This is a genomic window from Microbacterium azadirachtae (genome assembly GCF_000956505.1).
Taxonomy (GTDB): domain Bacteria; phylum Actinomycetota; class Actinomycetes; order Actinomycetales; family Microbacteriaceae; genus Microbacterium; species Microbacterium azadirachtae_A.
Genome location: NZ_JYIX01000034.1, coordinates 126,669 through 147,257, shown reverse-complemented (window position 1 = coordinate 147,257; position 20,589 = coordinate 126,669). Strand labels below are relative to the sequence as shown.

21 protein-coding genes and 1 tRNA gene are annotated in these 20,589 nt (G+C 71.0%); 15 read left to right on the top strand and 7 right to left on the bottom strand.

Going from position 1 to position 20,589, the window contains the following annotated elements:
• Nucleotides 1-18: 18 nt before the first annotated feature.
• On the bottom strand, nt 19-1,911 hold the full coding sequence (locus RS86_RS09580; RefSeq protein ID WP_419177698.1) for an HSP90 family protein: 1,893 nt from the start codon (nt 1,909-1,911) through the stop codon (nt 19-21).
• Nucleotides 1,912-2,141: 230 nt separating this feature from the next.
• Between RS86_RS09580 and RS86_RS09575 the strand changes: the two genes are divergently transcribed.
• The 3 genes from RS86_RS09575 to nusG all read left to right on the top strand — a co-directional run bounded on the left by RS86_RS09575 (nt 2,142) and on the right by nusG (nt 3,607).
• Nucleotides 2,142-2,214: transfer RNA gene (locus tag RS86_RS09575), tRNA-Trp, on the top strand.
• Nucleotides 2,215-2,253: 39 nt separating this feature from the next.
• Nucleotides 2,254-2,529, top strand: coding sequence for a preprotein translocase subunit SecE (gene secE / locus RS86_RS09570; protein WP_045272112.1), 276 nt, complete (start codon nt 2,254-2,256; stop codon nt 2,527-2,529).
• A 55-nt stretch (nt 2,530-2,584) separates the two neighbouring features.
• Nucleotides 2,585-3,607, top strand: a complete 1,023-nt coding sequence (gene nusG / locus RS86_RS09565; RefSeq protein WP_045272005.1) for a transcription termination/antitermination protein NusG — start codon at nt 2,585-2,587, stop codon at nt 3,605-3,607.
• A 205-nt stretch (nt 3,608-3,812) separates the two neighbouring features.
• Here the strand turns inward: nusG and RS86_RS09560 are convergent, their stop codons facing one another.
• Entirely contained in the window at nt 3,813-4,427 is a 615-nt protein-coding gene (locus RS86_RS09560) for a TetR/AcrR family transcriptional regulator (protein WP_045272004.1), read from the bottom strand.
• Nucleotides 4,428-4,597: 170 nt separating this feature from the next.
• Here RS86_RS09560 and RS86_RS09555 point away from each other — a divergent pair, with 170 nt between their 5' ends.
• The 7 genes from RS86_RS09555 to RS86_RS09525 all read left to right on the top strand — a co-directional run bounded on the left by RS86_RS09555 (nt 4,598) and on the right by RS86_RS09525 (nt 10,973).
• Entirely contained in the window at nt 4,598-5,383 is a 786-nt protein-coding gene (locus RS86_RS09555) for an SDR family NAD(P)-dependent oxidoreductase (protein WP_045272003.1), read from the top strand.
• Nucleotides 5,384-5,390: 7 nt separating this feature from the next.
• Entirely contained in the window at nt 5,391-6,509 is a 1,119-nt protein-coding gene (locus tag RS86_RS09550) for a DUF5938 domain-containing protein (protein WP_045272002.1), read from the top strand.
• Nucleotides 6,510-6,561: 52 nt separating this feature from the next.
• Nucleotides 6,562-8,019 carry a class I adenylate-forming enzyme family protein gene (locus RS86_RS09545; RefSeq protein WP_045272001.1) on the top strand — a complete coding sequence of 486 codons (1,458 nt, stop codon included), beginning with the start codon at nt 6,562-6,564 and terminating at the stop codon, nt 8,017-8,019.
• Complete coding sequence (locus tag RS86_RS09540; protein WP_200892782.1) at nt 8,016-9,188, top strand: lipid-transfer protein; 1,173 nt, start codon at nt 8,016-8,018, stop codon at nt 9,186-9,188. The genes RS86_RS09545 and RS86_RS09540 overlap by 4 nt, the downstream gene beginning before the upstream one ends.
• Before the next feature lie 215 nt (nt 9,189-9,403).
• Nucleotides 9,404-9,835, top strand: a complete 432-nt coding sequence (rplK, locus tag RS86_RS09535; protein ID WP_045272000.1) for a 50S ribosomal protein L11 — start codon at nt 9,404-9,406, stop codon at nt 9,833-9,835.
• Between the two features lie 11 nt (nt 9,836-9,846).
• The gene (rplA, locus tag RS86_RS09530) at nt 9,847-10,533 is read left to right on the top strand and encodes a 50S ribosomal protein L1 (protein WP_045272110.1); all 687 of its coding nucleotides are present in this window, start codon (nt 9,847-9,849) and stop codon (nt 10,531-10,533) included.
• Between the two features lie 80 nt (nt 10,534-10,613).
• Nucleotides 10,614-10,973, top strand: coding sequence for an iron chaperone (locus RS86_RS09525; protein ID WP_045271999.1), 360 nt, complete (start codon nt 10,614-10,616; stop codon nt 10,971-10,973).
• A gap of 23 nt (nt 10,974-10,996) precedes the next feature.
• On the opposite strand, the gene RS86_RS09520 is transcribed toward RS86_RS09525, so the two are convergent.
• Complete coding sequence (locus RS86_RS09520; protein WP_045271998.1) at nt 10,997-11,605, bottom strand: TetR/AcrR family transcriptional regulator; 609 nt, start codon at nt 11,603-11,605, stop codon at nt 10,997-10,999.
• 124 nt (nt 11,606-11,729) lie between these two features.
• On the opposite strand from RS86_RS09520, the gene RS86_RS09515 reads away from it, so the two are divergent.
• On the top strand, nt 11,730-12,536 hold the full coding sequence (locus RS86_RS09515; protein WP_045271997.1) for a sugar phosphate isomerase/epimerase family protein: 807 nt from the start codon (nt 11,730-11,732) through the stop codon (nt 12,534-12,536).
• Nucleotides 12,536-13,675: a Gfo/Idh/MocA family protein gene (locus tag RS86_RS09510; protein WP_045271996.1), complete on the top strand. Its 1,140-nt coding sequence runs from the start codon at nt 12,536-12,538 to the stop codon at nt 13,673-13,675. The genes RS86_RS09515 and RS86_RS09510 overlap by 1 nt, the downstream gene beginning before the upstream one ends.
• A 59-nt stretch (nt 13,676-13,734) precedes the next feature.
• On the opposite strand, the gene RS86_RS09505 is transcribed toward RS86_RS09510, so the two are convergent.
• Entirely contained in the window at nt 13,735-14,208 is a 474-nt protein-coding gene (locus tag RS86_RS09505; protein WP_045271995.1) for a hypothetical protein, read from the bottom strand.
• Nucleotides 14,209-14,263: 55 nt separating this feature from the next.
• Here RS86_RS09505 and RS86_RS09500 point away from each other — a divergent pair, with 55 nt between their 5' ends.
• Nucleotides 14,264-14,830, top strand: coding sequence for a TetR/AcrR family transcriptional regulator (locus RS86_RS09500; protein WP_045271994.1), 567 nt, complete (start codon nt 14,264-14,266; stop codon nt 14,828-14,830).
• A gap of 18 nt (nt 14,831-14,848) precedes the next feature.
• Here the strand turns inward: RS86_RS09500 and RS86_RS09495 are convergent, their stop codons facing one another.
• Entirely contained in the window at nt 14,849-15,517 is a 669-nt protein-coding gene (locus tag RS86_RS09495) for a LysE/ArgO family amino acid transporter (RefSeq protein ID WP_045271993.1), read from the bottom strand.
• A 71-nt stretch (nt 15,518-15,588) separates the two neighbouring features.
• Here RS86_RS09495 and RS86_RS09490 point away from each other — a divergent pair, with 71 nt between their 5' ends.
• Together RS86_RS09490 and ligD are read left to right on the top strand one after the other, a co-directional pair.
• Nucleotides 15,589-16,479, top strand: a complete 891-nt coding sequence (locus RS86_RS09490; protein WP_045271992.1) for a LysR family transcriptional regulator ArgP — start codon at nt 15,589-15,591, stop codon at nt 16,477-16,479.
• A gap of 54 nt (nt 16,480-16,533) precedes the next feature.
• Nucleotides 16,534-17,598: a non-homologous end-joining DNA ligase gene (ligD, locus tag RS86_RS09485; RefSeq protein ID WP_045271991.1), complete on the top strand. Its 1,065-nt coding sequence runs from the start codon at nt 16,534-16,536 to the stop codon at nt 17,596-17,598.
• A gap of 399 nt (nt 17,599-17,997) precedes the next feature.
• Here the strand turns inward: ligD and RS86_RS09480 are convergent, their stop codons facing one another.
• A complete protein-coding gene (locus tag RS86_RS09480) occupies nt 17,998-19,041 on the bottom strand; it encodes an ATP-dependent DNA ligase (protein WP_045271990.1) in 1,044 nt (347 codons plus the stop codon).
• Nucleotides 19,042-19,095: 54 nt separating this feature from the next.
• Nucleotides 19,096-20,547, bottom strand: coding sequence for a phytoene desaturase family protein (locus tag RS86_RS09475; protein WP_045271989.1), 1,452 nt, complete (start codon nt 20,545-20,547; stop codon nt 19,096-19,098).
• Between the last annotated feature and the right edge of the window lie 42 nt (nt 20,548-20,589).

Genomic DNA, 20,589 nt, shown 5'->3' with positions numbered 1-20,589 from the left:
GGGGAGCTGCGCCCGTCCTCAGGACGGGGTGAGAGGGTCGGGGTCGTCGGCCAGCGGGGGCAGCTCGAGGGCGGTCACTCCGGCCGAAAGCGCGACGAGGTCGGACAGCGCGCCCGTCATGAGCGCCCGGTCGGCATCGCCGAGCGGGCGGTGCCCGGCGAGCAGGGCCTGGATGTAGAGCAGCTGCACGGTGCGCGCGAACACCGCGTCGTCGGCGACCGCGCTCAGCGAGCGCACCACGCGGTTGCCCCAGTTCAGGCACAGCCGGGCCGCGAGGTCGTCGTCCCGATCCTCGCCCACGGCGCCGTCGATGCGGTCCAGCACGCCGCCCCAGAGCGCGCCCGTGATGCCCTTGGTCCTGGTGCGGTCGATGCGGCGGAGCACGGTGGGATCCGCGACGTACAGCGACGGCAGCTCCGGCTGGTCGATCGTGCGCACCACGACGGCGCAGCCGACCTCGGCGAGCACCGAGGCCGCACGATCCTCGAGCGCGACCGCCGCTGACCTGTCGTCGAGCGGCGGAGGGTCCAGCCGGTCCAGCTCGCCCACGACGTCGACGCGCTCGACCGTCACGGCCGGATACAGCTCCGGCAGGCGCCGGATCAGATCCGCGTCGTACAGGTAGCCGCCGTTCACCAGGATCTGCTCGGCGCGACTGATGCCGGCGACCTGGCGGAACTCGTCGACGGTCTCGGCGTAGCGGATCCGCTCGTAGCGCTCGACGAGGTCCCCGACGCTCATCGTGCCGTGCGTGGTCTCGACGGTCAGCCAGCGCGTGATGAACCGGGCGAGCTCGTCGTCGTGCCGGATGAGCGATTTGAGCCCCACCTCGTGCACCGCGACGAACTGGGCGAGCCGGTGCGGCGCGCTCAGCCCCAGCTCGAGCACCCAGCGCCGGAGCGCTCCGCCGAGCTGCTGCCGCACGAGGGCGAGCGCCTCGTCGTCGACGAGCGACTCCCGGCTCGCGGTGGGGTTCAGCCCGGTCGAATCGATCACCGCGCGCACGAAGAACGCCCACTCCGGCAGCACGTCGTCGGCGCGCTCGGAGAGCAGCATGCGGCCGAGGTACATCCGCGTCGCCTGACGCGCTCCCGGCGGGGGAGCGAAGGGCAGCACGTACGCGACGCCGCGCGTCCCGGTGGCGGGCTCGGCGAGCTCGATGACGTCGAGAGGGGCGGCTCCGATCAGCTCCCGGCCATAGGCCGCCGTCGCGGCGGGATCCTGCCGCGGGTCCAGGAAGGGCGCCTCGTGCGTGATCCGCACGTCGCCGCCCGGCAGCTCCAGCAGCACGGTCGTGGGGAGGAACTCGGCGAAGGTCGTGGCGAGCTCGCGCACGGCGTCCGCGCGGAGCAGGTCGCCGGCGTCGAACCGCGGCACGAGGTGCACGCTCGTGCCGAGGGGCAGGTCGTCGTCGAGTTCGCGTACCCGGAAGGTGCCGTCGGCGGATCCGACCCATTCGACTCCGCGTCCGCCGCGGGCGCTGCGGGAACGGATCACGATCTCGTCCGCCACCATGAAGCAGCTGAGCAGGCCGATGCCGAACTGACCGAGGTAGTCGCTCCGGGGCAGGTCGAAGATGTCGCGCTTGGAGCTGCGGCCGACCGTCGCGAGCAGCTCGGCGACCTCGTTCGCGGTCAGTCCGACGCCGTCGTCGGTCAGGACGAACTCGCCGCCCTCGGCGGGCAGCGGCCGGATCCGGATGGTGCCGCCGTGTCCGTCGACCTCCCGCCGTGCTGCGATCGCGTCGCGGGCGTTCTGCAGCAGTTCGCGCAGGTACACCCGGGGCCCGGAGTAGATGTGCCGGCTGAGCAGGTCGACGACGCCGCGCAGGTCCACTTGGAACTGCTGCGATTCCGTGCGTGCCGGATCCTCCGCCGCCATCGATTCCCCCTCCGCGGCCGCAGCGTCCATGAGGGCTGCGCAGCCGTACGGCGAGCCTAACAACCAAGCGTCGGCGCTCGCCGTGCGGCGGGGGCGCGGACTCCTCCGGGGCGGGCGTGCCGCGCCCGGGATGCGGCCCCGGTTCGGAGGGCCGGTGCGGATGCCGTACACTGGACGAGCAGTTGTTGTCTGCATTCTTTCGCCGTGCCCGGGTCCTCCGGAACGCGGGAGAGGATGCGGACAGAGATCTCCGGATCTCTAGGGCGGTAGCTCAATTGGCAGAGCAGCGGTCTCCAAAACCGCAGGTTGCAGGTTCGATTCCTGTCCGCCCTGCGCGTCGGCGCGCAGCCGGCACACGAAAGGTACTCGAGGATGGTTCAGGACGCATCGGGCGCTGTGGTTCCCACGGCGAACGGCGGCGCGGGCCGCGACAAGAAGCTGGGCTTCTTCGGTCGCATCGCGCTGTTCTTCCGTCAGGTGATCGCCGAGCTCCGCAAGGTGGTCACCCCCACGCGCAAGGAGCTCGTCAAGTACACCCTTGTCGTGCTGGGGTTCGTCATCGTGATGATGGCCCTCGTGTACGGGCTCGACATGGCCTTCTCGTGGCTGACGACGCAAGTCTTCGGGGTTCCCGGGAAAACCGCGTGATCCCGCGGCCCGGCGGCATCTGACCCCGGGCCGAACCTGAAGGAGAGAAGAACCAGTGTCCGAACGCGAACGATATCTCGGAGACGACGTCGACTGGGCGACCGCCGCCGAGCAGTCCAGCGAGGACGATGAGGCCCAGGAGGGCGACATCCTCGCCTCCGAAGAGCGCGCCGTCACTCCCGCCGAGCAGGTCGCCCTGCACATCGAGGGCGACGAGGACGACGTGGACGAAGAAGACATCGACATCGACGAAGACCCGGAGGCAGACGCGATCGTGAACGACGCTCTCAACCTGGACGAAGCAGCCGAATCCGAGGCCGCCGCAGAGGTTCTCAACGACTCCGTGGCCGAGGAGGCCGCCGATCGTGAGGCCGCGGCCGCCGACGAGGTGGCTCCCTACGACGGTCCCGACGTGAACGGCGACGAGGACCAGGCCGACGAGGAGATCGTGGAGGAGGACCCCTACGAGTCCTTCCGCATGGACCTCCGCATGCTCCCCGGCAAGTGGTACGTCCTCCACTCCTACGCCGGCTTCGAGCGCAAGGTGAAGGCCAACATCGAGCAGCGCAAGTCGACGCTCGAGGTCGAGGACGACATCTACCAGATCGAGGTCCCGATGGAGGACGTCGTCGAGATCAAGAACGGTCAGCGCAAGATGGTCACGCGCGTCCGGATCCCCGGCTACGTGCTCGTGCGCATGGAGCTCAACGAGGACACCTGGTCCGTCGTGCGGCACACCCCCGGCGTCACCGGCTTCGTGGGCAACGCCCACAACCCGACCCCGCTCCGCTTCGAAGAGGCGTTCAGCATGCTGAAGTCCCTCGTCGAGGTCAAGGACATCCCGACCGCCAAGGCCGTCACGGCCAAGGGCGGCACCGCCGTGGCCCGTCCGCTCGCGGCCGAGGTCGACTTCGAGATCGGCGAGACCATCACGATCAAGGAGGGCTCCTTCGCGGGTCTTCCCGGTTCGATCTCCGAGATCAAGCCGGAGAGCGGCAAGCTCACCGTGCTCGTCTCGCTGTTCGAGCGCGAGACCCCGGTCGAGCTGTCGTTCGACCAGGTCACCAAGATGATCTGACGCTTCCCCGGAAGCGCACTGCGGAACGGCCGCCCCCTCGGGGGCGGCCGTTCCCGCGTGTGCGGCCGGCGCGGTCGCGTCGGTCGCGTCGGTCGCGGACGCACGGATGCACGATCCCGTGACGGATGCACGACGGATCCGCCGGAATGATCCTGCATCCGTTCGCGGATCGTGCAGGTGACCCGGATTCGGGCGGAGGCTGCCGTCAGATCGCGGCGGCGAGCAGGCGGGGGCTGCTCTCGCGGATGCGGTCGAGCGCGCTGAGGTCGCCCCGGAGGTAGGCGATGAGGCAGTTCAGGAACAGCCCGTCGAAGAGCGCGTAGGCCTCGAGCGGATCGACCGCGGGGGTCGTGCCGCTCAGCTCGCCGTACCGGACGACCACGTTCCAGACCATCTCGCGCAGCAGGTCGTCGATCGCCACGATCGTCTCGCGGAAGCCCTCGTCGAAGAGCGCCTGGTTGCGCAGGTCGTACCAGAGCCGGTGCATGTCCGATTCGTCGCGCAGCGTCGCGGCCATCTCGTCGCCGAAGCGGCGGGCCAGTTCCTGCGCGGTCTCTGAGGTCTCGACGATCGGATCGTAGCGCCGCGCGCACTCCGACTTGTACTGCCAGATCGCCTGCCGGATGAGGTCGTCCTTGTCCTCGAAGTAGTAGTGCAGCGCACCGTGCGAGAGCTCGGAGTGGGCGGCGACGTCGCGCATCCCGGTGCGCGCGTAGCCGCGCTCGGCGATCGCGGACAGCGCGGAGTCCGCGAGCTCGCGACGCCGCGCCGCGAACTTGTCGGTGCTCGCGCGCTCGGCGCGGACGGCCACATCGCCCATGATCGCCTCCTCCGGTCTGCCGCGATTCTACGCGCGTCGCCATCCCACCCGGTCTGATCGGGGCCGTCAGCGCTGCGTATCTTGACAAGTGTCAAGAATTTCCTTGCCAACTGTCAAGTTCTCTGTTCTGCTGTACGCATCACTTTCACCGGCGAAAGGAACGGACACCGATGTCCACGGATCTGGCAGGAAAGCGCGTCGTCGTCACCGGCGGGGCAAGAGGGCTGGGACTGCGCGAGGCGCAGCGGATCGTCGACGGAGGCGGGGCGGTCGTCCTCGCGGATGTCGACGAGGAGGCGGGGCGCGCAGCTGCCGAAGGGCTCGGCGCGGGCTTCGTCCGGCTCGATGTCACCGACGACGCGTCGTGGCAGGAAGGCATGGCGGCCGCGGTCTCGCATCTCGGCGGGCTCGACGGGCTCGTCAACAACGCGGGCATCGAGATCTCGGATCTGCTCGTCGACCTCGACCCGGACAACATGAGGCGGGTCCTGGAGGTCAACGTGCTCGGCACCGCCCTCGGCGTCAAGCACGCCTTCCGGGCGATGCGGCCGGAAGGCGCGGCGGGCACGGGAGGCGCGATCGTGAACATCGCCTCGGTCGCCGCGACGATCGCGTTCCCCGGCATCGCCGCGTACTCGGCCTCGAAGTCGGCGGTCGAGCGGCTCACCAAGGTCGCGGCCGCCGAATCGGGGCGACTCGGCTACGGCGTGCGCGTCAACACCGTCTGCCCCGGTCTCGTGCCGAACGCGATGGGGGCGCAGCTCGCGGGCGACATGGAGCGCCTCGGCCTGTTCCCCACCGCGGGCGACGCCGTGACCGCGGTCGTCGGGCTCACCCCCTCCGGACGGCTCGCGACCGAGGACGACATCGCCGACGGCGTCGCGTTCCTGCTCTCCGAGCGGTCCTCCTTCGTCAACGGCGCGACGCTGTCCATCGACGGCGCGATGGGGATGTGAGGCGATCATGGCAACCGACAAGCCCGTCGTCGTCTACGGCGTCAGCGGATACACCGGCCGGCTCATCTGCGAGTACCTGCGCGAGCTCGGCGTGCCCTTCGTCGCGGCGGGTCGCGATGAGGCCAGGGTGCGCGAGGTCGTGGAGCGGATCCCCGGCATCGAGACCGCCGACTACGAGGTCATCGCGGTCGACAACGATGCGGACGCGATGGCGAGCGCCTTCGAGGGGGCGCAGGTCATCTGCAACACCGCGGGACCGTTCATCAAGTTCGGACCCGCGGTCGTGGAGGCCGCGCTGCGCATCGGCGCGCACTACCTCGACACCACGGGTGAGCAGGACTGGGTGATGGCGGCGCGGGACCGGTGGGGCGAGGGCTTCGCCGAGAACGGGCGGCTGCTCGCACCCGGCGTCGCGCACATGTACACGACGGGCGAGATCGCGGCGAACATCGCGCTCGAGCCGGGAGGGTACGACACGCTCGACATCCTCGTCCTCTGGAAGGGATTCCCGACCTTCGCCTCGACGCAGACGATCTTCACGATCCTCAAGGCGGACTGGTTCTACCTCGAGCAGAACCGGCTCGTGGAATGGGATCACACGTCGGCGTTCCAGGTGCCGGTTCCCGGTTACCACGAGCTCGCCACGGCGGTGCCGTGGGGCGGGATGTCGCACCCGATCTGGTTCCAGCACGACCCCCGCGTGAGCAACGTCCGAGCGATCGGAGGCGTCTTCACCCCTGAGGTCATGGCGAACGTCGCGCTCACGGTGCAGATGTTCGAGGAGCAGATCCGCCCGCTCGACCCCGAGGCCCAGGAGGCCGCGCTCGCCGAGGTGGCCGCATCGGTGCAGGCCGGCATGCCGCCGCGGGAGAACCCGAGGATCAACCGGTCGCTCGACTCGGTGCACGCCTCCGGTCCGCTCGGGCGCTCGCACGTGGTCATCCACGGCAACAGCAACTACAAGCAGACAGGGCTCCTGCAGGCCTACGCGGCCTACTCGCTGATCCAGCAGGCCCCTCAGCGCGTGGGATTCGCCTCGGCGTGCCAGGCCTTCGGGCACCGAGAGCTGCTCGGACAGCTGCGCGCCTTCGGCCTCGTCTCCGAGCCCGTCGTCACGCGCGTCTGACATCCCTCGACCGGGCGGCGCCGGCGCGCCGGCGCCGCCCGAAAGGAGCCCCATGCACTTCAGCGATCTGCCCCACGGCCGCGCGCTCGTGGATCCGCACGGTCCCGCACTCGCCGACGACGACGGCGCGCTCGACAACGCCGCGCTGCTCACCCGCACCGAGACCGCGGCGGCCGTCCTCGCCGCTCACGGCGTCGGTGCGGGCGACGTCGTCGCGGTGCTGCTGCCGAATCGGGCCGACCTCATCGTCGCCCTCTTCGCGGCCTGGCGACTGGGCGCCGCGGTGACGCCGATCAACCCCGTCCTGGGTGACGCCGAGGCACGCTACCAGCTCACGGACGCGGGCGCGCGGATCGTCGTGACCGACGCGGGGCGCGAGCTCGGCGTCGCCGCGCTGACCCCGGCCGCGCTCACGGGGGAGGAGGGGGCCGCGCTGCCCGCGCGCCGTCCTCGCCCGGACTCCGACCTCGCGCTGCTCATCTACACGAGCGGCACGACGGGGAACCCGAAGGGCGTCATGCTCACCCACGCCAACCTGGACGCGATGACGGCATCGTTCGCGGAATGGTTCGAGCTGGGCACGGAGGACCACAGCCTCCTCGTGCTTCCGCTGTTCCATGCCAACGGCATCGTGCTCGGAACGCTCACCCCGCTGCGCGCCGGCGGGCGCGTCACGATCACGGGGCGCTTCTCGCGCGATCGGTTCTTCGACGACGTCGAGCGCGTCCGCCCCACGTACTTCTCGGCTGTCCCCGCGATCTACGCGCTGCTCTCGACGCTCCCGGAGGACGTCCGTCCCGACACCTCGTCACTGCGCTTCGGGGTATGCGGCGCCGCGCCGATGCCGGTCGAGGCGATCGAACGGTTCGAAGAGCGGTTCGGGATCACGATCGTGGAGGGATACGGCCTCAGCGAGACGACCACCGCCTCGACCATCAACCCGCTGCACGGCCTGCGCAAACCAGGGACGGTCGGACTGCCGCTGCCCGGGCAGCGGGTAGAGGTGGTCGACGAGGAAGGCCGTCCCCTGCCCGCGGGGGAGCGCGGCGAGGTGGTCATCTCCGGTCCCGTCGTGATGGCCGGCTATCTGGGGCGACCCGAGGAGACGGCGCGGACGATCGTCGACGGCCGCCTGCGCACCGGTGACATCGGATGCTTCGACGAGGACGGCTATCTGCGGATCGTGGACCGGATCAAGGACATGATCATCCGAGGCGGCGAGAACGTGTATCCGAAGGAGATCGAGAACGCGCTCTACGCGCACCCCGACGTGCACGAGGCCGCGGTGGTGGGACGCCCCGACGACGTGCTCGGCGAGGTGCCGGTCGCGTTCGTGTCGCTCGTGCCGGGATCCTCCGCGAGTGCGCCGGAGCTCTCCGCGCACGCCGCGCGACTGCTCGCCCGCTTCAAGCAGCCCGAGGTGATCGAGATCGTCGCCGAGATCCCGAAGAACCCGGTGGGCAAGATCGACAAGCCGGCGCTGCGGCGCCTGGTCGGGGAGCGGCTGTGAGCGTCGTCGTCGCCGGCGTCGGGATGATCCCGTTCGCGACGCCGCGCACCAGCGGGACGTACGACGACATGGGTGCCGAAGCCGCCCGGCGCGCGCTCGCCGACGCCGGCATCGGCATCGGCGACGTCGAGCAGGCCTATGCGGGGTACGTCTACGCCGACTCGGCCGCGGGTCAGACGGCGCTCTACGGGCTGGGTCCCACGGGCATCCCCGTCGTCAACGTGAACAACTGGTGCGCGAGCGGATCCACCGCGCTCTGGCTGGGGCGTCAGGCGATCCTGTCCGGCGCCGCGGACTGCGTGCTCGTGCTCGGGTTCGAGCAGATGGCACGAGGTGCGATCGTCCCGGCCTACGCCGACCGACCCGACGCGCTCTGGCGGTTCACGGAGATGCTCGGCGACCAGGAGCCCGAGGCTCCCGTCGCCGCCCGGTTCTTCGGCGCCGCGGGGCAGGCGTATCTCGACCGCTACGACGCCGATGCGACGCTGTTCGCGCAGATCGCCGTCAAGGCCCGCCGGCACGCGCACGCGAACCCCGCCGCCGTCTTCCGGGATCCGGTCACGGTCGAGGAGGTGCTGGCCTCGCCGCACGTGTTCGGCCCGCTGACCAGGCTGCAGTGCTGCCCGCCGACCTGCGGGGCCGCGGCCGCCGTGCTGTGCACCGAGGACTTCGCGCGCGCGCGGGGGCTCGACGGCTCCGTCCGGATCCGCGCGCAGGCCATGACGAGCGATCGTGCCGATTCGTTCGAAGGCGATGCGATGGCGCTCGTGGGCGCGGGGATCGCGCGCCGCGCCGCCGACACGGTCTACGAGGACGCCGGCGTCTCGCCCGAGGACATCCCGGTCGCGGAGTTGCACGACTGCTTCACCGCGAACGAGGTCATCTCCTATGAGGCGCTGCGGCTCACGCCGGAGGGCACCGCCGCGGGGTTCGTCCGCGACGGGCAGAACACCTACGGCGGCCGGGTGGTGACGAATCCCTCCGGCGGGCTGCTCTCGAAGGGGCACCCGCTGGGTGCGACAGGACTCGCGCAGTGCACCGAGCTCGTGCAGCAGTTGCGCGGGCGGGCGGGGGAACGGCAGGTCGAGGGGGCGACGCTCGCGCTGCAGCACAACCTGGGCCTGGGCAGCGCGTGCGTCGTGACCCTGTACGAGGCCATTCGACGCTGATGCACCCGGCTCGGGGGCTGCCCGTGCGGCCCCGGGCCGCCCGTGCGCGGACGCGCCAGGGATCCGGTAGACTTCTATGGTTTGTGCGCGGTCCCCGAGCTTGTCGAAGGGGCGGCGCGCGAACGCCACCGCGTTCCGGAGATGCCGGATCTGCGGGAGAGAACTCGGTCCCTGCGCTTGTCGAAGGGCCCGATCCGCTCGAGAAAGGAATCACTATGGCACCGAAGAAGAAGGTGACCGGCCTGATCAAGCTTCAGATCAACGCCGGTGCAGCCAACCCGGCGCCGCCGATCGGCCCCGCGCTCGGTCAGCATGGCGTCAACATCATGGAGTTCTGCAAGGCGTACAACGCCGCGACCGAGTCGCAGCGCGGCAACGTCATCCCCGTGGAGATCACCGTCTACGAGGACCGCAGCTTCACGTTCATCCTGAAGACCCCGCCGGCGGCCGAGCTGATCAAGAAGGCTGCGGGCGTGCAGAAGGGCTCCGCCACTCCGCACACCGTCAAGGTCGCGAAGATCAGCGCCGAGCAGGTCCGTCAGATCGCCGAGCAGAAGCAGGCCGACCTGAACGCGAACGACATCGACGCCGCGTCCAAGATCATCGCCGGAACCGCCCGTTCCATGGGCATCACGGTCGAGGGCTGAGGGAGATAACAATGGCTAAGTCCAAGGCTTACAACGCCGCCGTCGCGAAGATCGACGCGGATCGTTTCTACACCCCGACCGAGGCTGTCGCCCTCGCGAAGGAGACCGGCTCCGCGAAGTTCGACTCCACCGTCGAGGTCGCGCTGAAGCTCGCGGTCGACCCGCGCAAGGCCGACCAGATGGTGCGCGGCACCGTCATCCTCCCGCACGGCACCGGCAAGACCGCCCGCGTCATCGTGTTCGCGACGGGTCCGGCCGCTGAGGCCGCGATCGCCGCGGGTGCGGACGAGGTCGGCGGCGCCGAGCTCATCGAGAAGGTCGCCGGAGGCTGGACCTCGTTCGACGCGGCCGTCTCCACCCCGGAGCTCATGGGCCAGGTCGGCCGTCTCGGAAAGGTGCTGGGCCCGCGTGGTCTGATGCCGAACCCGAAGACCGGCACCGTCACCCCGAACCCGGCCAAGGCCGTCGAGGAGATCAAGGGCGGAAAGATCGAGTTCCGCGTCGACAAGCACGCCAACGTGCACTTCGTCGTCGGCAAGGCATCGTTCTCGGCCGAGCAGCTCGACGAGAACATGAAGACCGCGCTCGAGGAGATCGTCCGCCTCAAGCCGTCCAGCTCCAAGGGCCGCTACATCCAGAAGGGTGCGGTGTCGACCACGTTCGGCCCCGGCATCCCCCTGGACGTCAACGCCATCTGAGTTCGACGCTCTTCGGAAGGCCCTCGCCCCTCGGGGCGGGGGTCTTCTGCGTATCCGGGACTCGATGCCAGGATGAGCGCATGGGCGCGGTGGACGAGTATCTGGCGGGCGTCGAGGATCCGGCGGATCGGCGGGCGCTCGCCCGCGTGTACGAGGTCGCGCTCGAACTCGCTCCCGATGCCGTGCAGGGGACCGGCTACCGCATGCCCGCCCTCAAGCACCACGGCAAGGTGCTGATCTCCGCCATCCGCGCGGCGAAGCACCTCGGGGTCTATCCGTTCAGCGCCGCCGCGGTGGCGGCGGTCGCCGCACGCGTGGAGGGCCTCGACGGTGCCGGGACCAGCACCGGGACGATCCGCTTCGCACCCGGATCCGAGATCCCCGACGACCTGATCCGGGATCTCGTCGCCTTCCGGATCGCTGAGATCGAAGGGCGCTGAGCTCGACGGGAGCCGCGGAGGGGCTAGCCGTCGGTACCGGGCTCGCGCAGCAACCGCTCGAGGACGGCAAGGGCCTCGTGCTGCGGGGCGTCGTCGTCGAGCAGCCACTGGGTCTGCAGGCCGTCGGAGGCGGCGATGACGAGTGCGGCGGCGGCGACCGGATCCACGTCCGCGCGCATCCGCCCGTCGCTCTGCTGCTGACGGATCCGGTCGCCGAGCTCGGCGCGCAGGTTCGCGAACCGGGTGCTCGCGAACGCATGCGCCACGGGGTGGTCGTCTTCGAGGGCTGTTGCGACCAGCGAGGAGTACAGCTGCACGAGGCCGGGCACCTCGCGGTTGGCGCGCGCGGATTCGATCATCATCGTCATCGGCGAGGTGTCCGCCGGGACGGAATCCTCGTCGTGGTGACTGCTCTCCTCGTAGACCGCGACCAGCAGCTCCTCCAGCGAGCCGAAGTAGTGCGAGAGGGCCGCGTGGGTCACTCCGATCTCCCGGGCGATGGCGCGGAGGCTGGTGCGACCGGATCCACGTGCCGCGAACACCTCGATGCTGCGATCGAGGATCTCCTGGCGTCGGGCGACGCCTTTGGCGTACACGCCCTGGCGAGGCATCGGCGGGTCGGTGGCGGGCATGTGTCGATTCTACGCAGAGAAAACCTCCATGCGGAGGTTTTTGATGCTAGTCTGCTCGTCACGGCGAGCCGGCCCTCGCTTCCGCTCATGAACGCAGTCACCGCAGACACCCAAGGAGTTACCGATGCCGGTCCAGACATCCATCCAGCTGTTCACCCTGAAGTCGCAGCTCGACGACGACCTCGAGGGAACGCTCGCCGCCGTCGCAGCCCGCGGGTTCACCACGGTCGAGCCCTATGACTTCGTGCACCGTGCCGCGCCGTTGGCCGCCGCCCTCGCCGCCGCAGGCCTGGTCGCGCCCTCGGGGCACGCGTTCCTCGCCTCCGAGTCGTTCGTGAATCCGGACGGATCCGGGACCTCGATCGCGGTCCCGTCGCACGACGAGGTGTTCGCCGCGGCGAAGACGCTCGGCATGAGCATCGTCATCGATCCCTACACCGAGCCCGCCCGCTGGGAGTCGGTCGCGCAGATCGAGGACACCGCCCGGCGCCTCAACGCCGCCGCGGTCGCCGCGGAGGCGCACGGCCTGCGCGTCGGCTACCACAATCACGCGCACGAGGTGGAGGCCGTGTTCGACGGCGTCACCGGGCTCGAGGTGCTCGCAGGGCTGCTCGACGAGCGCGTCCTGCTCGAGGTCGACCTGTACTGGGTCGCCCGCGCGGGCGCCGACCCGGTTGCGCTGCTGGAGCGCCTCGGCGACCGCGTCGTCGCCGTGCATGCCAAGGACGGTACGCTCGATCCCGAGGCGATCCGCGCCTACCCGCCGGCCGATCAGGTGCCGGCCGGTCAGGGCGTCGTGCCGCTCGCCGCTGCCGCCGCCGCGGCTCCCGCGCTCGAGCTCGCGATCGTCGAGTTCGACCACTTCGACGGCGACATCCTCTCCGCGATCGAGCAGAGCCGGATCTTCCTCGACGAGAACGTGGCCCGCTGATGGCGGCGTCGTCCGGCCCCGTCGGCGTCGGCATCATCGGCGCGGGGAACATCAGCGACCAGTACCTGACGAACCTCACCCGGTTCCCCGACGTGCGGGTGCTCGCCGTCGCGGACCTCATCCCCGAGCGGGCGAAGGCCCAGGCGGCGAAGTACGGGGTGCCCGTCTCCGGCGACGTCGACGCCGTGCTCGGCGATCCCGACATCGAGTTCGTCGTGAACATCACCCCGCCTGCCGAGCACGTCGGCGTTTCGCTGACCTCCCTCGACGCGGGCAAGCACGTGTGGACCGAGAAGCCGATCGGCGTGAGCCGCGAGGAGGCCGCGCGCATCGGCGCCAAGGCTGCCGAGCTCGGGCTGCGCGTCGGCGCGGCGCCCGACACCGTGCTCGGCCCCGGTGTGCAGACCGCGAAGCGCGTGATCGCGCGCGGCGACATCGGCCGCCCGCTCTTCGCGCAGACGACGTTCCAGTGGCAGGGGCCGGAGATCTTCCATCCGGACCCGGCGTTCCTCTATGCGAAGGGCGGCGGCCCGCTGCTCGACATGGGTCCGTACTACGTCTCCACCCTCGTGCACGTCTTCGGCCCGGTCGCCGCGGTCGCGGCCCTCGGACTGCAGGGCACCCCGACCCGGCGCGTGCAGCAGGGACCGAAGGCCGGCGAGGAGTTCCCGGTCGAGATCCCGTCGACGCTGGGCGTGCTGATGGAGTTCGAGCGCGGCGGTCAGGCGCAGAGCCTGTACAGCACCGATTCGCCGATGCTGCGCCACGGGATCGTCGAGATCACCGGCACCGAGGGCACGCTGACGATCCCGGATCCGAACACCTTCGGCGGTCCGATCACGATCACCCGGCCGCTCACCCGTCTCTTCATCCCGCCGGAGCCCATCGAGCAGGAGGTCGTGGACATCGCTCAGGAGGGAGTGGTCTCCGGCCGCGGCCTCGGCCTGCTCGACATGGCGCGCTCGATCCGTGCGGGCCGTCCGCACGTCGCGACCGGCGAGTTCGGCGCGCACGTGCTCGACACGCTGCTGTCGATCGAGGAGTCGGCGGAGTCCCGCAGCTTCGTCACCGTGCAGAGCACTCTGGGTGAGGTCGGCTCGCTCGGGGCCGACTTCGACCCGTACGCCGCGACGCTCTGAGCTTCGCTTCGAGGGGCCTGCCGCTCAGGCGACAGGCCCCTCGGCCCGACAGCCGAGGCTCAGCGCACCACCAGTACGACGCACAGCAGTACCAGCGCGAGTCCCTGCAGGGCGGCGCGCAGGGGGATGATCGACTCCCACCGATCCTGCAGGCTCCGGGCGTCGGCCGGCACGGTGCCCGCGAGGGCGGCGGCAGTGAGGGTGGCGTTGATCGGCTTCGCGATGCGGGCGAACAGCAGCAGCCAGAGGAGCTGCGCCGCGAGCGCGACGGCGGCGAGGGCGGTCGCGGCGGTGCTGCCGGCGAGTGCCGAGAGTGCGACGGTCGCCGCGGTGAGCACGACGCCGGCGACGCCGACGATCGGCAGCCTGCGGTCGCCGTAGTAGTGCCCGCGACCGACCACCTGCACGAGGGTCGGCGCATCGACCTCGGCGTAGACGGCGCGCAGCACGACGGCGGCGAGCACGTCCGTGCCGAAGATGACGGCGATGGCGGTGATGGCGCCGATGGCGGTGATGACGATCGCGAGGGACATGGCTTCTCCTTTTCGTGTTAGCAGTGCTAACAGTTAGCGATGCTAACATCGTGCCATGAGCCCGTCAACGCCCCCGCGCACGGATCCCTCCGAGCGGTCCCGCTCCATCGTCCGCGCGGCTCGACGCGTCGCCGAGGGGGAGGGGTGGCCCGCGGTGACCGTCCGGCGGCTGGCCGCCGAGATCGGCTTCAGCCAGCCGATCCTGTACCGCTCCTTCCCTGGTGGGAGGGACGAGATCGTCGAGCAGGTCATGGTCGCAGGCTTCGCCGAGATGGCCGCGGAGCTCGCGGATCCGGTCGGCGAGGGCGACCGTCTTGCGCACGTGGTGCGCGCCTACCTCGCGTTCGCCCGCACGCATCCCGCCCTCTACGAGGCCATGTTCGAGGCGCGCACCCGCATCGTCTTCGCGGCCGCGGAGACCCCGGCGCCGCTGCGCGAGGCGTTCGGATCCTTCCTCGGCGCGGTGTCGGCGGGGGCGGGCGACGAGCAGGCGGCGGTTGTGCGGGCTGAGCTGCTGTGGAGCACGCTTCACGGCGTGGCCCGGCTGGCGGCGTCCGAGCGCCTCGACCCCGCTCTGGAAGAGGCGCGTCTCGAGGGGATCCTCGCGCTGTTCCGGTCCTGACGGGTCGCTCGGGCGGGCTCAGCCGAAGAACACCGGCAGCACCAGGCTGATCCCCATCACGACCAGCAGCGCGGCGATCACGGTGTCCAGGATCCGCCAGGCGCGCGGCGTACGCAGCCAGCGGCCGAGGTGGCGCGCGCCGAACCCGAGGGCGAAGAACCACGTGACGCTCGCGATCATGGCGCCGGCGGCGAACAGCCAGCGGCCGTCACCGTGCGTGGCCGCGACCCCGCCGATCAGCAGCACCGTGTCGAGATACACGTTCGGGTTCAGCCAGGTGAAGGCGAGCGTCGCCAGGATCACGGGGGCGAGAGGCGCGGTGCGGGTCAGCGTCGCGGTGCCGCCGGCCCGGCCGCCTGTCGAGCTCTCGTCCGAGGCGCGAGGATCGGCGAGCAGCGCCTCGCCGCCGGACTTCCACGCGCGGCGGGCCGCCAGGATGCCGTACACCACGAGCGAGATCGCGCCGGCCCAGCGCGCCACCACGATGAGCCAGGGCAGGGTCTTCACGAGGTAGCCGAGCCCTGCGGTGCCGGCGAGCACGAGCGCGGCATCGGAGGCGGCGCAGATCAGGACGACGGGCAGCACGTGCTCGCGGCGCAGCCCCTGGCGCAGCACGTACACGTTCTGCGCGCCGACGGCGATGATGAGCGAGAACATGAGGCCGAGGCCGGAGAGGAGGATGAGCACGGATCGAGAATAGGGTCGGATTCGGATTCAGCGCCAGCGAAGATTCCTTAAGCCAGATTAGAATCGCTCATGTGCAGGTCGATCCGGAATCCGCGCGGACGGTGGCCGCGGTACTCGACGAGGGAAGCTTCGACGCGGCCGCGCGTCGGCTGCTGCTGACCCCGTCCGCGGTGAGTCAGCGGATCAAGACCCTGGAGCAGCAGCTCGGCCGCATCCTGCTGGTGCGCAGCAAGCCCGCGAGGGCGACCGAGGCGGGGGAGGCCGTCGCCCGGTTCGGCCGTCAGATCGCCCTCCTGGAACGCGACGCGATCGCCGGCTTCGGCCTGTCCGCGGAGGGCGGGGGAGGGCGCATCCGGATCCCGCTCGCGGTCAACGCGGATTCGATGGCGACCTGGTTCCTGGCCCCGCTGGCCCGGCTCTCCGAGCAGTACGACGTCGAGTTCGACCTGCACCGCGACGACCAGAACTTCACGGCGCGGATGCTCGAATCGGGCACCGTGATGGCGGCGGTGACGAGCGAGTCGGAGCCGGTCGGAGGGTGCAGGGTCGAGGCGCTCGGCGCGCTGCGCTACGTGGCCGCGGCATCTCCGGGTTTCGCACGACGCTGGTTCCCGGGCGGCGCGTCGGCCGAGGCCCTGGCGCGGGCGCCGTTCGTGGACTTCGACCGGCGTGACGTGCTGCAGCAGGACTGGCTGCGCGAGCGTGGCGTCGACCCCTGGCCGGTTCCCCGGCATCACGTGCCCGCCTCGGCGGACTTCTCGGTCGCCGTGGAGCTGGGGCTGGGGTGGGCGCTGCTTCCGGTCCCTCATGCGGAGGCCGGCCTCGCCGACGGACGCCTGGTGCGGCTCGACGACGAGGAGCTCGCCTCGCCGCTGTTCTGGCAGCAGTGGAACCTGCGCTCCGAGCTGCTGGACGCGATCGCGGCGGAGATCCGCGCGGAAGCCGATCGCGTGCTGCGCTGAGACGGGCCGGCCGGACGCTGGCGCGCCATCGGCGGCGCGTCCTAGGGTCGAGTCATGGCATCCGAGCGCATTACGCTGACCGTCCCCGGCGCCGACGGCGACCGTTCGCTGGACATCTCCAGTCCGAACCGCGCGATCTGGCCCGATGCGGAGGGCGGCCCCATCACCAAGGCCGAGCTCGCCGAATACGTGCAGACCGTGTCGACGCCGTTCCTCACGTCGACCGGCAACAGGCCCGTCTCGCTCGAGCGCTACCGCGACGGCATCGACGGCGAGAGCTTCTTCTCGAAGAACCCGCCCAAGGGCACCCCCGACTTCGTGCAGAGCGTGATGTGCACCTACAACAGCGGCCGCAAGCATCCGCAGATCGTGCTCACGGAGACGGCGGCGATCGTCTGGGCCGTGCAGATGAACACGGTCGTGTTCCACCCCTGGGCGTCGCTCGCGTCGGACACCGACAATCCGGTGGAGCTCCGCATCGACCTCGACCCGCAGCCCGGCACGGGCATCGTCGAGGCGGTGCCTGCGGCGCACGAGCTGCGCGCCGTGCTGCGCGAGGCAGGGCTCGAAGCGTTCATCAAGACCAGCGGCAACCGCGGGCTGCACGTGTTCTGCCCGATCGTGCCGGAGTGGGAGTTCCTCACCGTGCGGCATGCCGTGATCGCGGCGGGACGCGAGCTGGAGCGGCGGATGCCCGATCGCGTCACCACGGCGTGGTGGAAGGAGGAGCGCGGGGAGCGCCTCTTCGTCGACTTCAACCAGGCCAACCGCGACCGCACGATGGCGGGCGCCTACAGCCCGCGCGCGCTCGCGGCCGCGACCGTGTCGACCCCGATCTCGTGGGACGAGTTGGATGACGTGGATCCGAAGCGCTTCACGGTCCGCACCGTACCCCAGCGCCTCGCCGACCTCGGGGATCCGTGGGCGCACATGCAGGACGCTCCAGGGCGCATCGACACGCTGCTGAGCTGGTGGGACCACGACGTGGAGAACGGACTCGGCGAGATGCCGTTCCCGCCGGAGTTCCCCAAGATGCCGGGCGAGCCCCCGCGCGTGCAGCCCTCGAAGAAGGTCGCCGCGAACTGGGACGAGAACGGCGAGCCCGTCCCCGGTCGCTGAGCCGGCCGGTGCGAGCCGGGCTCGGCCTGTTTCGGGCGGGGCTCGGGTCGTTTTGGGGCGGGTCTGCCCGTTTTGGGGCGCGTGAGGTCGTGGATCCATGTCGGGGCGCGCCCCAAAACGTCGGAGTGCGCCCCAAAACGAGGTGCGACGTCGGAGGGGTGCCGAACGTCGCCGTGCGTCCGTCGGCCCGTGTCCGGCGCGGGCCGGGGCCGGTTTGGGGCGGATCCCTCCGGGATCGGGGTGGGCCGGCGGCCCGTTTGGGGCGGATCCCTCCGGGGCCGGCGCGGGCCGGGGCCGGTTTTGGGGCGGATCTCTCCGTTTTGGGGCGCGTGAGGTCGTGGATCCATGTCGGGGCGCGCCCCAAAACCGCGGAGTGCGCCCCAAAACGAGGCGTGGACGTCAGTCGATGACGTCGGCGAGGTCGTAGCCGTCGACCGTCTCCAGCTGCTCGTATGTGCAGGAGCGGGGGTCCCGGTCGTCGCGCCAGCGCTTGAACTGCACGGTGTGCCGGAAGCGCCAGCCCTCGAGCTGGTCGTAGCGCACCTCGAGCGCGCGTTCGGGGCGCAGCCGCACGAACGAGGTGTCCTTCGACGCGCTGAACCGCGAGCGCTCGCCGTCTCCGGTGACGGCGGCGCCGGACTCGTCCCGTTCCACGAGCGGCGCGAGGTCCTCGACGAGCTGCTGGCGCATCGCGTCGCTCCAGGCGGCGACGCCGCCCACCTGGCGCAGCACGCCGTCCTCCCCGTACAAACCGACGAGGAGGGATCCCACCCCGGATCCGCTCTTGTGGATGCGGTAGCCGAGCGCGACGACGTCGGCGGTGCGGGCGTGCTTGACCTTGAACAGCGTGCGCTTGTTGGGGGCGTAGGGCTGGTCCAGCGGCTTGGCGACGATGCCGTCGAGCCCCGCGCCCTCGAACTCGGCGAGCCAGCGCCGGGCGGTGTCGGGATCCGTCGTCGTGCGGGTGAGGTGCAGGGGATGCGGCACATCGGCGAGCAGCTGCTCGAGCCGAGCGCGGCGCTCGCCGAAGGGCAGCGGCTGCAGATCGGCGTCGCCCGCCGCGAGCAGATCGAACGCGATGAACATCGCGGGCGTCTCCGCGGACAGCCTCTGCACCCGGGAGGCGGCGGGGTGGATGCGCTGGCTCAGCGCCTCCCAGTCCAGCCGCTGCGAACCCTCTGGTCCGGTGGCGACCACGATCTCGCCATCGAGCAGGCAGGGACCGGGCAGCAGCCGCGGGATCGCCTCGACGAGCTCGGGGAAGTACCGGGTCAGCGGCTTCGCCCCCCGGGACCCGATCTCGACGGTCTCGCCGTCCCAGGACACGAGTCCGCGGAAGCCGTCCCACTTCGGCTCGTACAGCAGCCCGTCGGGGAACTTCGCCGGATCCGGCACGGTCGTGGCGGCCTTCGCGAGCATCGGTGCGGGGATCTCGTAGCGCATGGATCCCATCCTGCCGCCCGACAGCCCTGAATTGCCATGGGGCAAGCCCGCTGGTCAGGATCCGAACAGGTCCCCGAGCTCGACACGCTCTCCGGCGTCGGCCAGCGCGGTGCGCGCCGCGTGCCAGCCGGCCATGAAGTTCACCCCGGGGCCGGGCGGCGTCGCGGCCGAGGCGAGGTAGACGCCGGCCATCGGGGTGCGCCATGGCGTGGGGGAGAGCACCGGCCTCACCACCGCCTGGCGCATCGTGAACGCGCCGCCGAAGATGTCGCCGCCGATCTCGGCCGGATTGAGGAGCGCGCGCTGGCGCGGGGTGACGGCATGGCTCGCCAGGATGCGGTCGCGGAACCCGGGAGCGAATCGCTCGATCTGCCGGATGACGAGCTCTGTCGCGTCGACGTCGGAGTTCGCCGGCGCGTGGATGTAGGCCCACAGAACCTGCTGTCCCGCGGGCGCCCTGGTGCCGTCGAGCACGGAGGGCTGCGCGACGAGCGCGTACGGGCGCTCCGACACCCGCCCCTGGGCGACGGCGTTCTCGCTCGCCCACACCTCGGCGCGCGTGCCGCCGACATGCACGGTCGGGGAGAGGCCGACGTCGGGGTTGGTCCAGGGCACCGGCCCGTCCAGCGCGAAGTCCACCTTCGCCGCCGCGGCGCCGTAGCGGTACGCGCGGATCGCCGTGGCGTAGTGCGGGGGAACGTCGCGCAGTGTGAGCGCCAGCCGCGGGGAGGTGTTGAGCAGCAGTACGTTGCCGCGGGCCGGATCCCCCCAGTCCAGCGCGGAGAGGTCGACCACGCGCGTGCCCGTGCGGATCGTGCCGCCGTGCGCGCGCAGATCCTCGGCGAGCACATCGGCGATCCGCTGGGCGCCGCCGCGCGGGTACGCCCAGCCCCCGGCATGCGCCTGTGCCATGAGCAGCAGACCAGCGGCGGCGCCGCTCAGCGCGGGCAGGGCGGTGTTCGCGTGCGCGACCACTCCTGCCACGAGCGCCGCCGCCTCCGGCGTGCGGAAGGTGCGCTTCGCCATGGCCGAGCCTTGCTCCAGCGCGCGCAGTCCGTAGCGCAGCGCGGTGACCGGGGCGCGGGGGATCCGCAGCAGGGATCCGCCGGTGAAGTCCAGGACGCCATCGATGTGCGAGCTCAGCGGCCGTAGCAGCGCGCGCCAGGCGCGGGCATCGGGACCGAGCGCCTCGGCAGTGCGCTCGAGGTCGTGCCAGGCGATCCCGGCGCGTCCGTCGTCGAGCGGATGCGCATATGCCGTTTCCGGAATGATCCAGTCGATCCGGTCCCGGCCGAAGGCGCGGAGGAACGAGGAGGAGTAGGCGGCGGGGTGCACGGCCGAGCACACGTCGTGCACGAATCCGGGCAGCGTGACCGCCGCGCTGCGCACGCCGCCACCGATCGTGGCACCGGCTTCGAGCACCTCGACGCTGTAGCCGGCTCGCGCGAGCGAGACGGCCGCGGCGAGCCCGTTCGGCCCGCTTCCGATGACGGTGGCACGGGGCATGCCGCCAGTCTTTCACGCGCGCAGGACGCACCGAGCAGAACG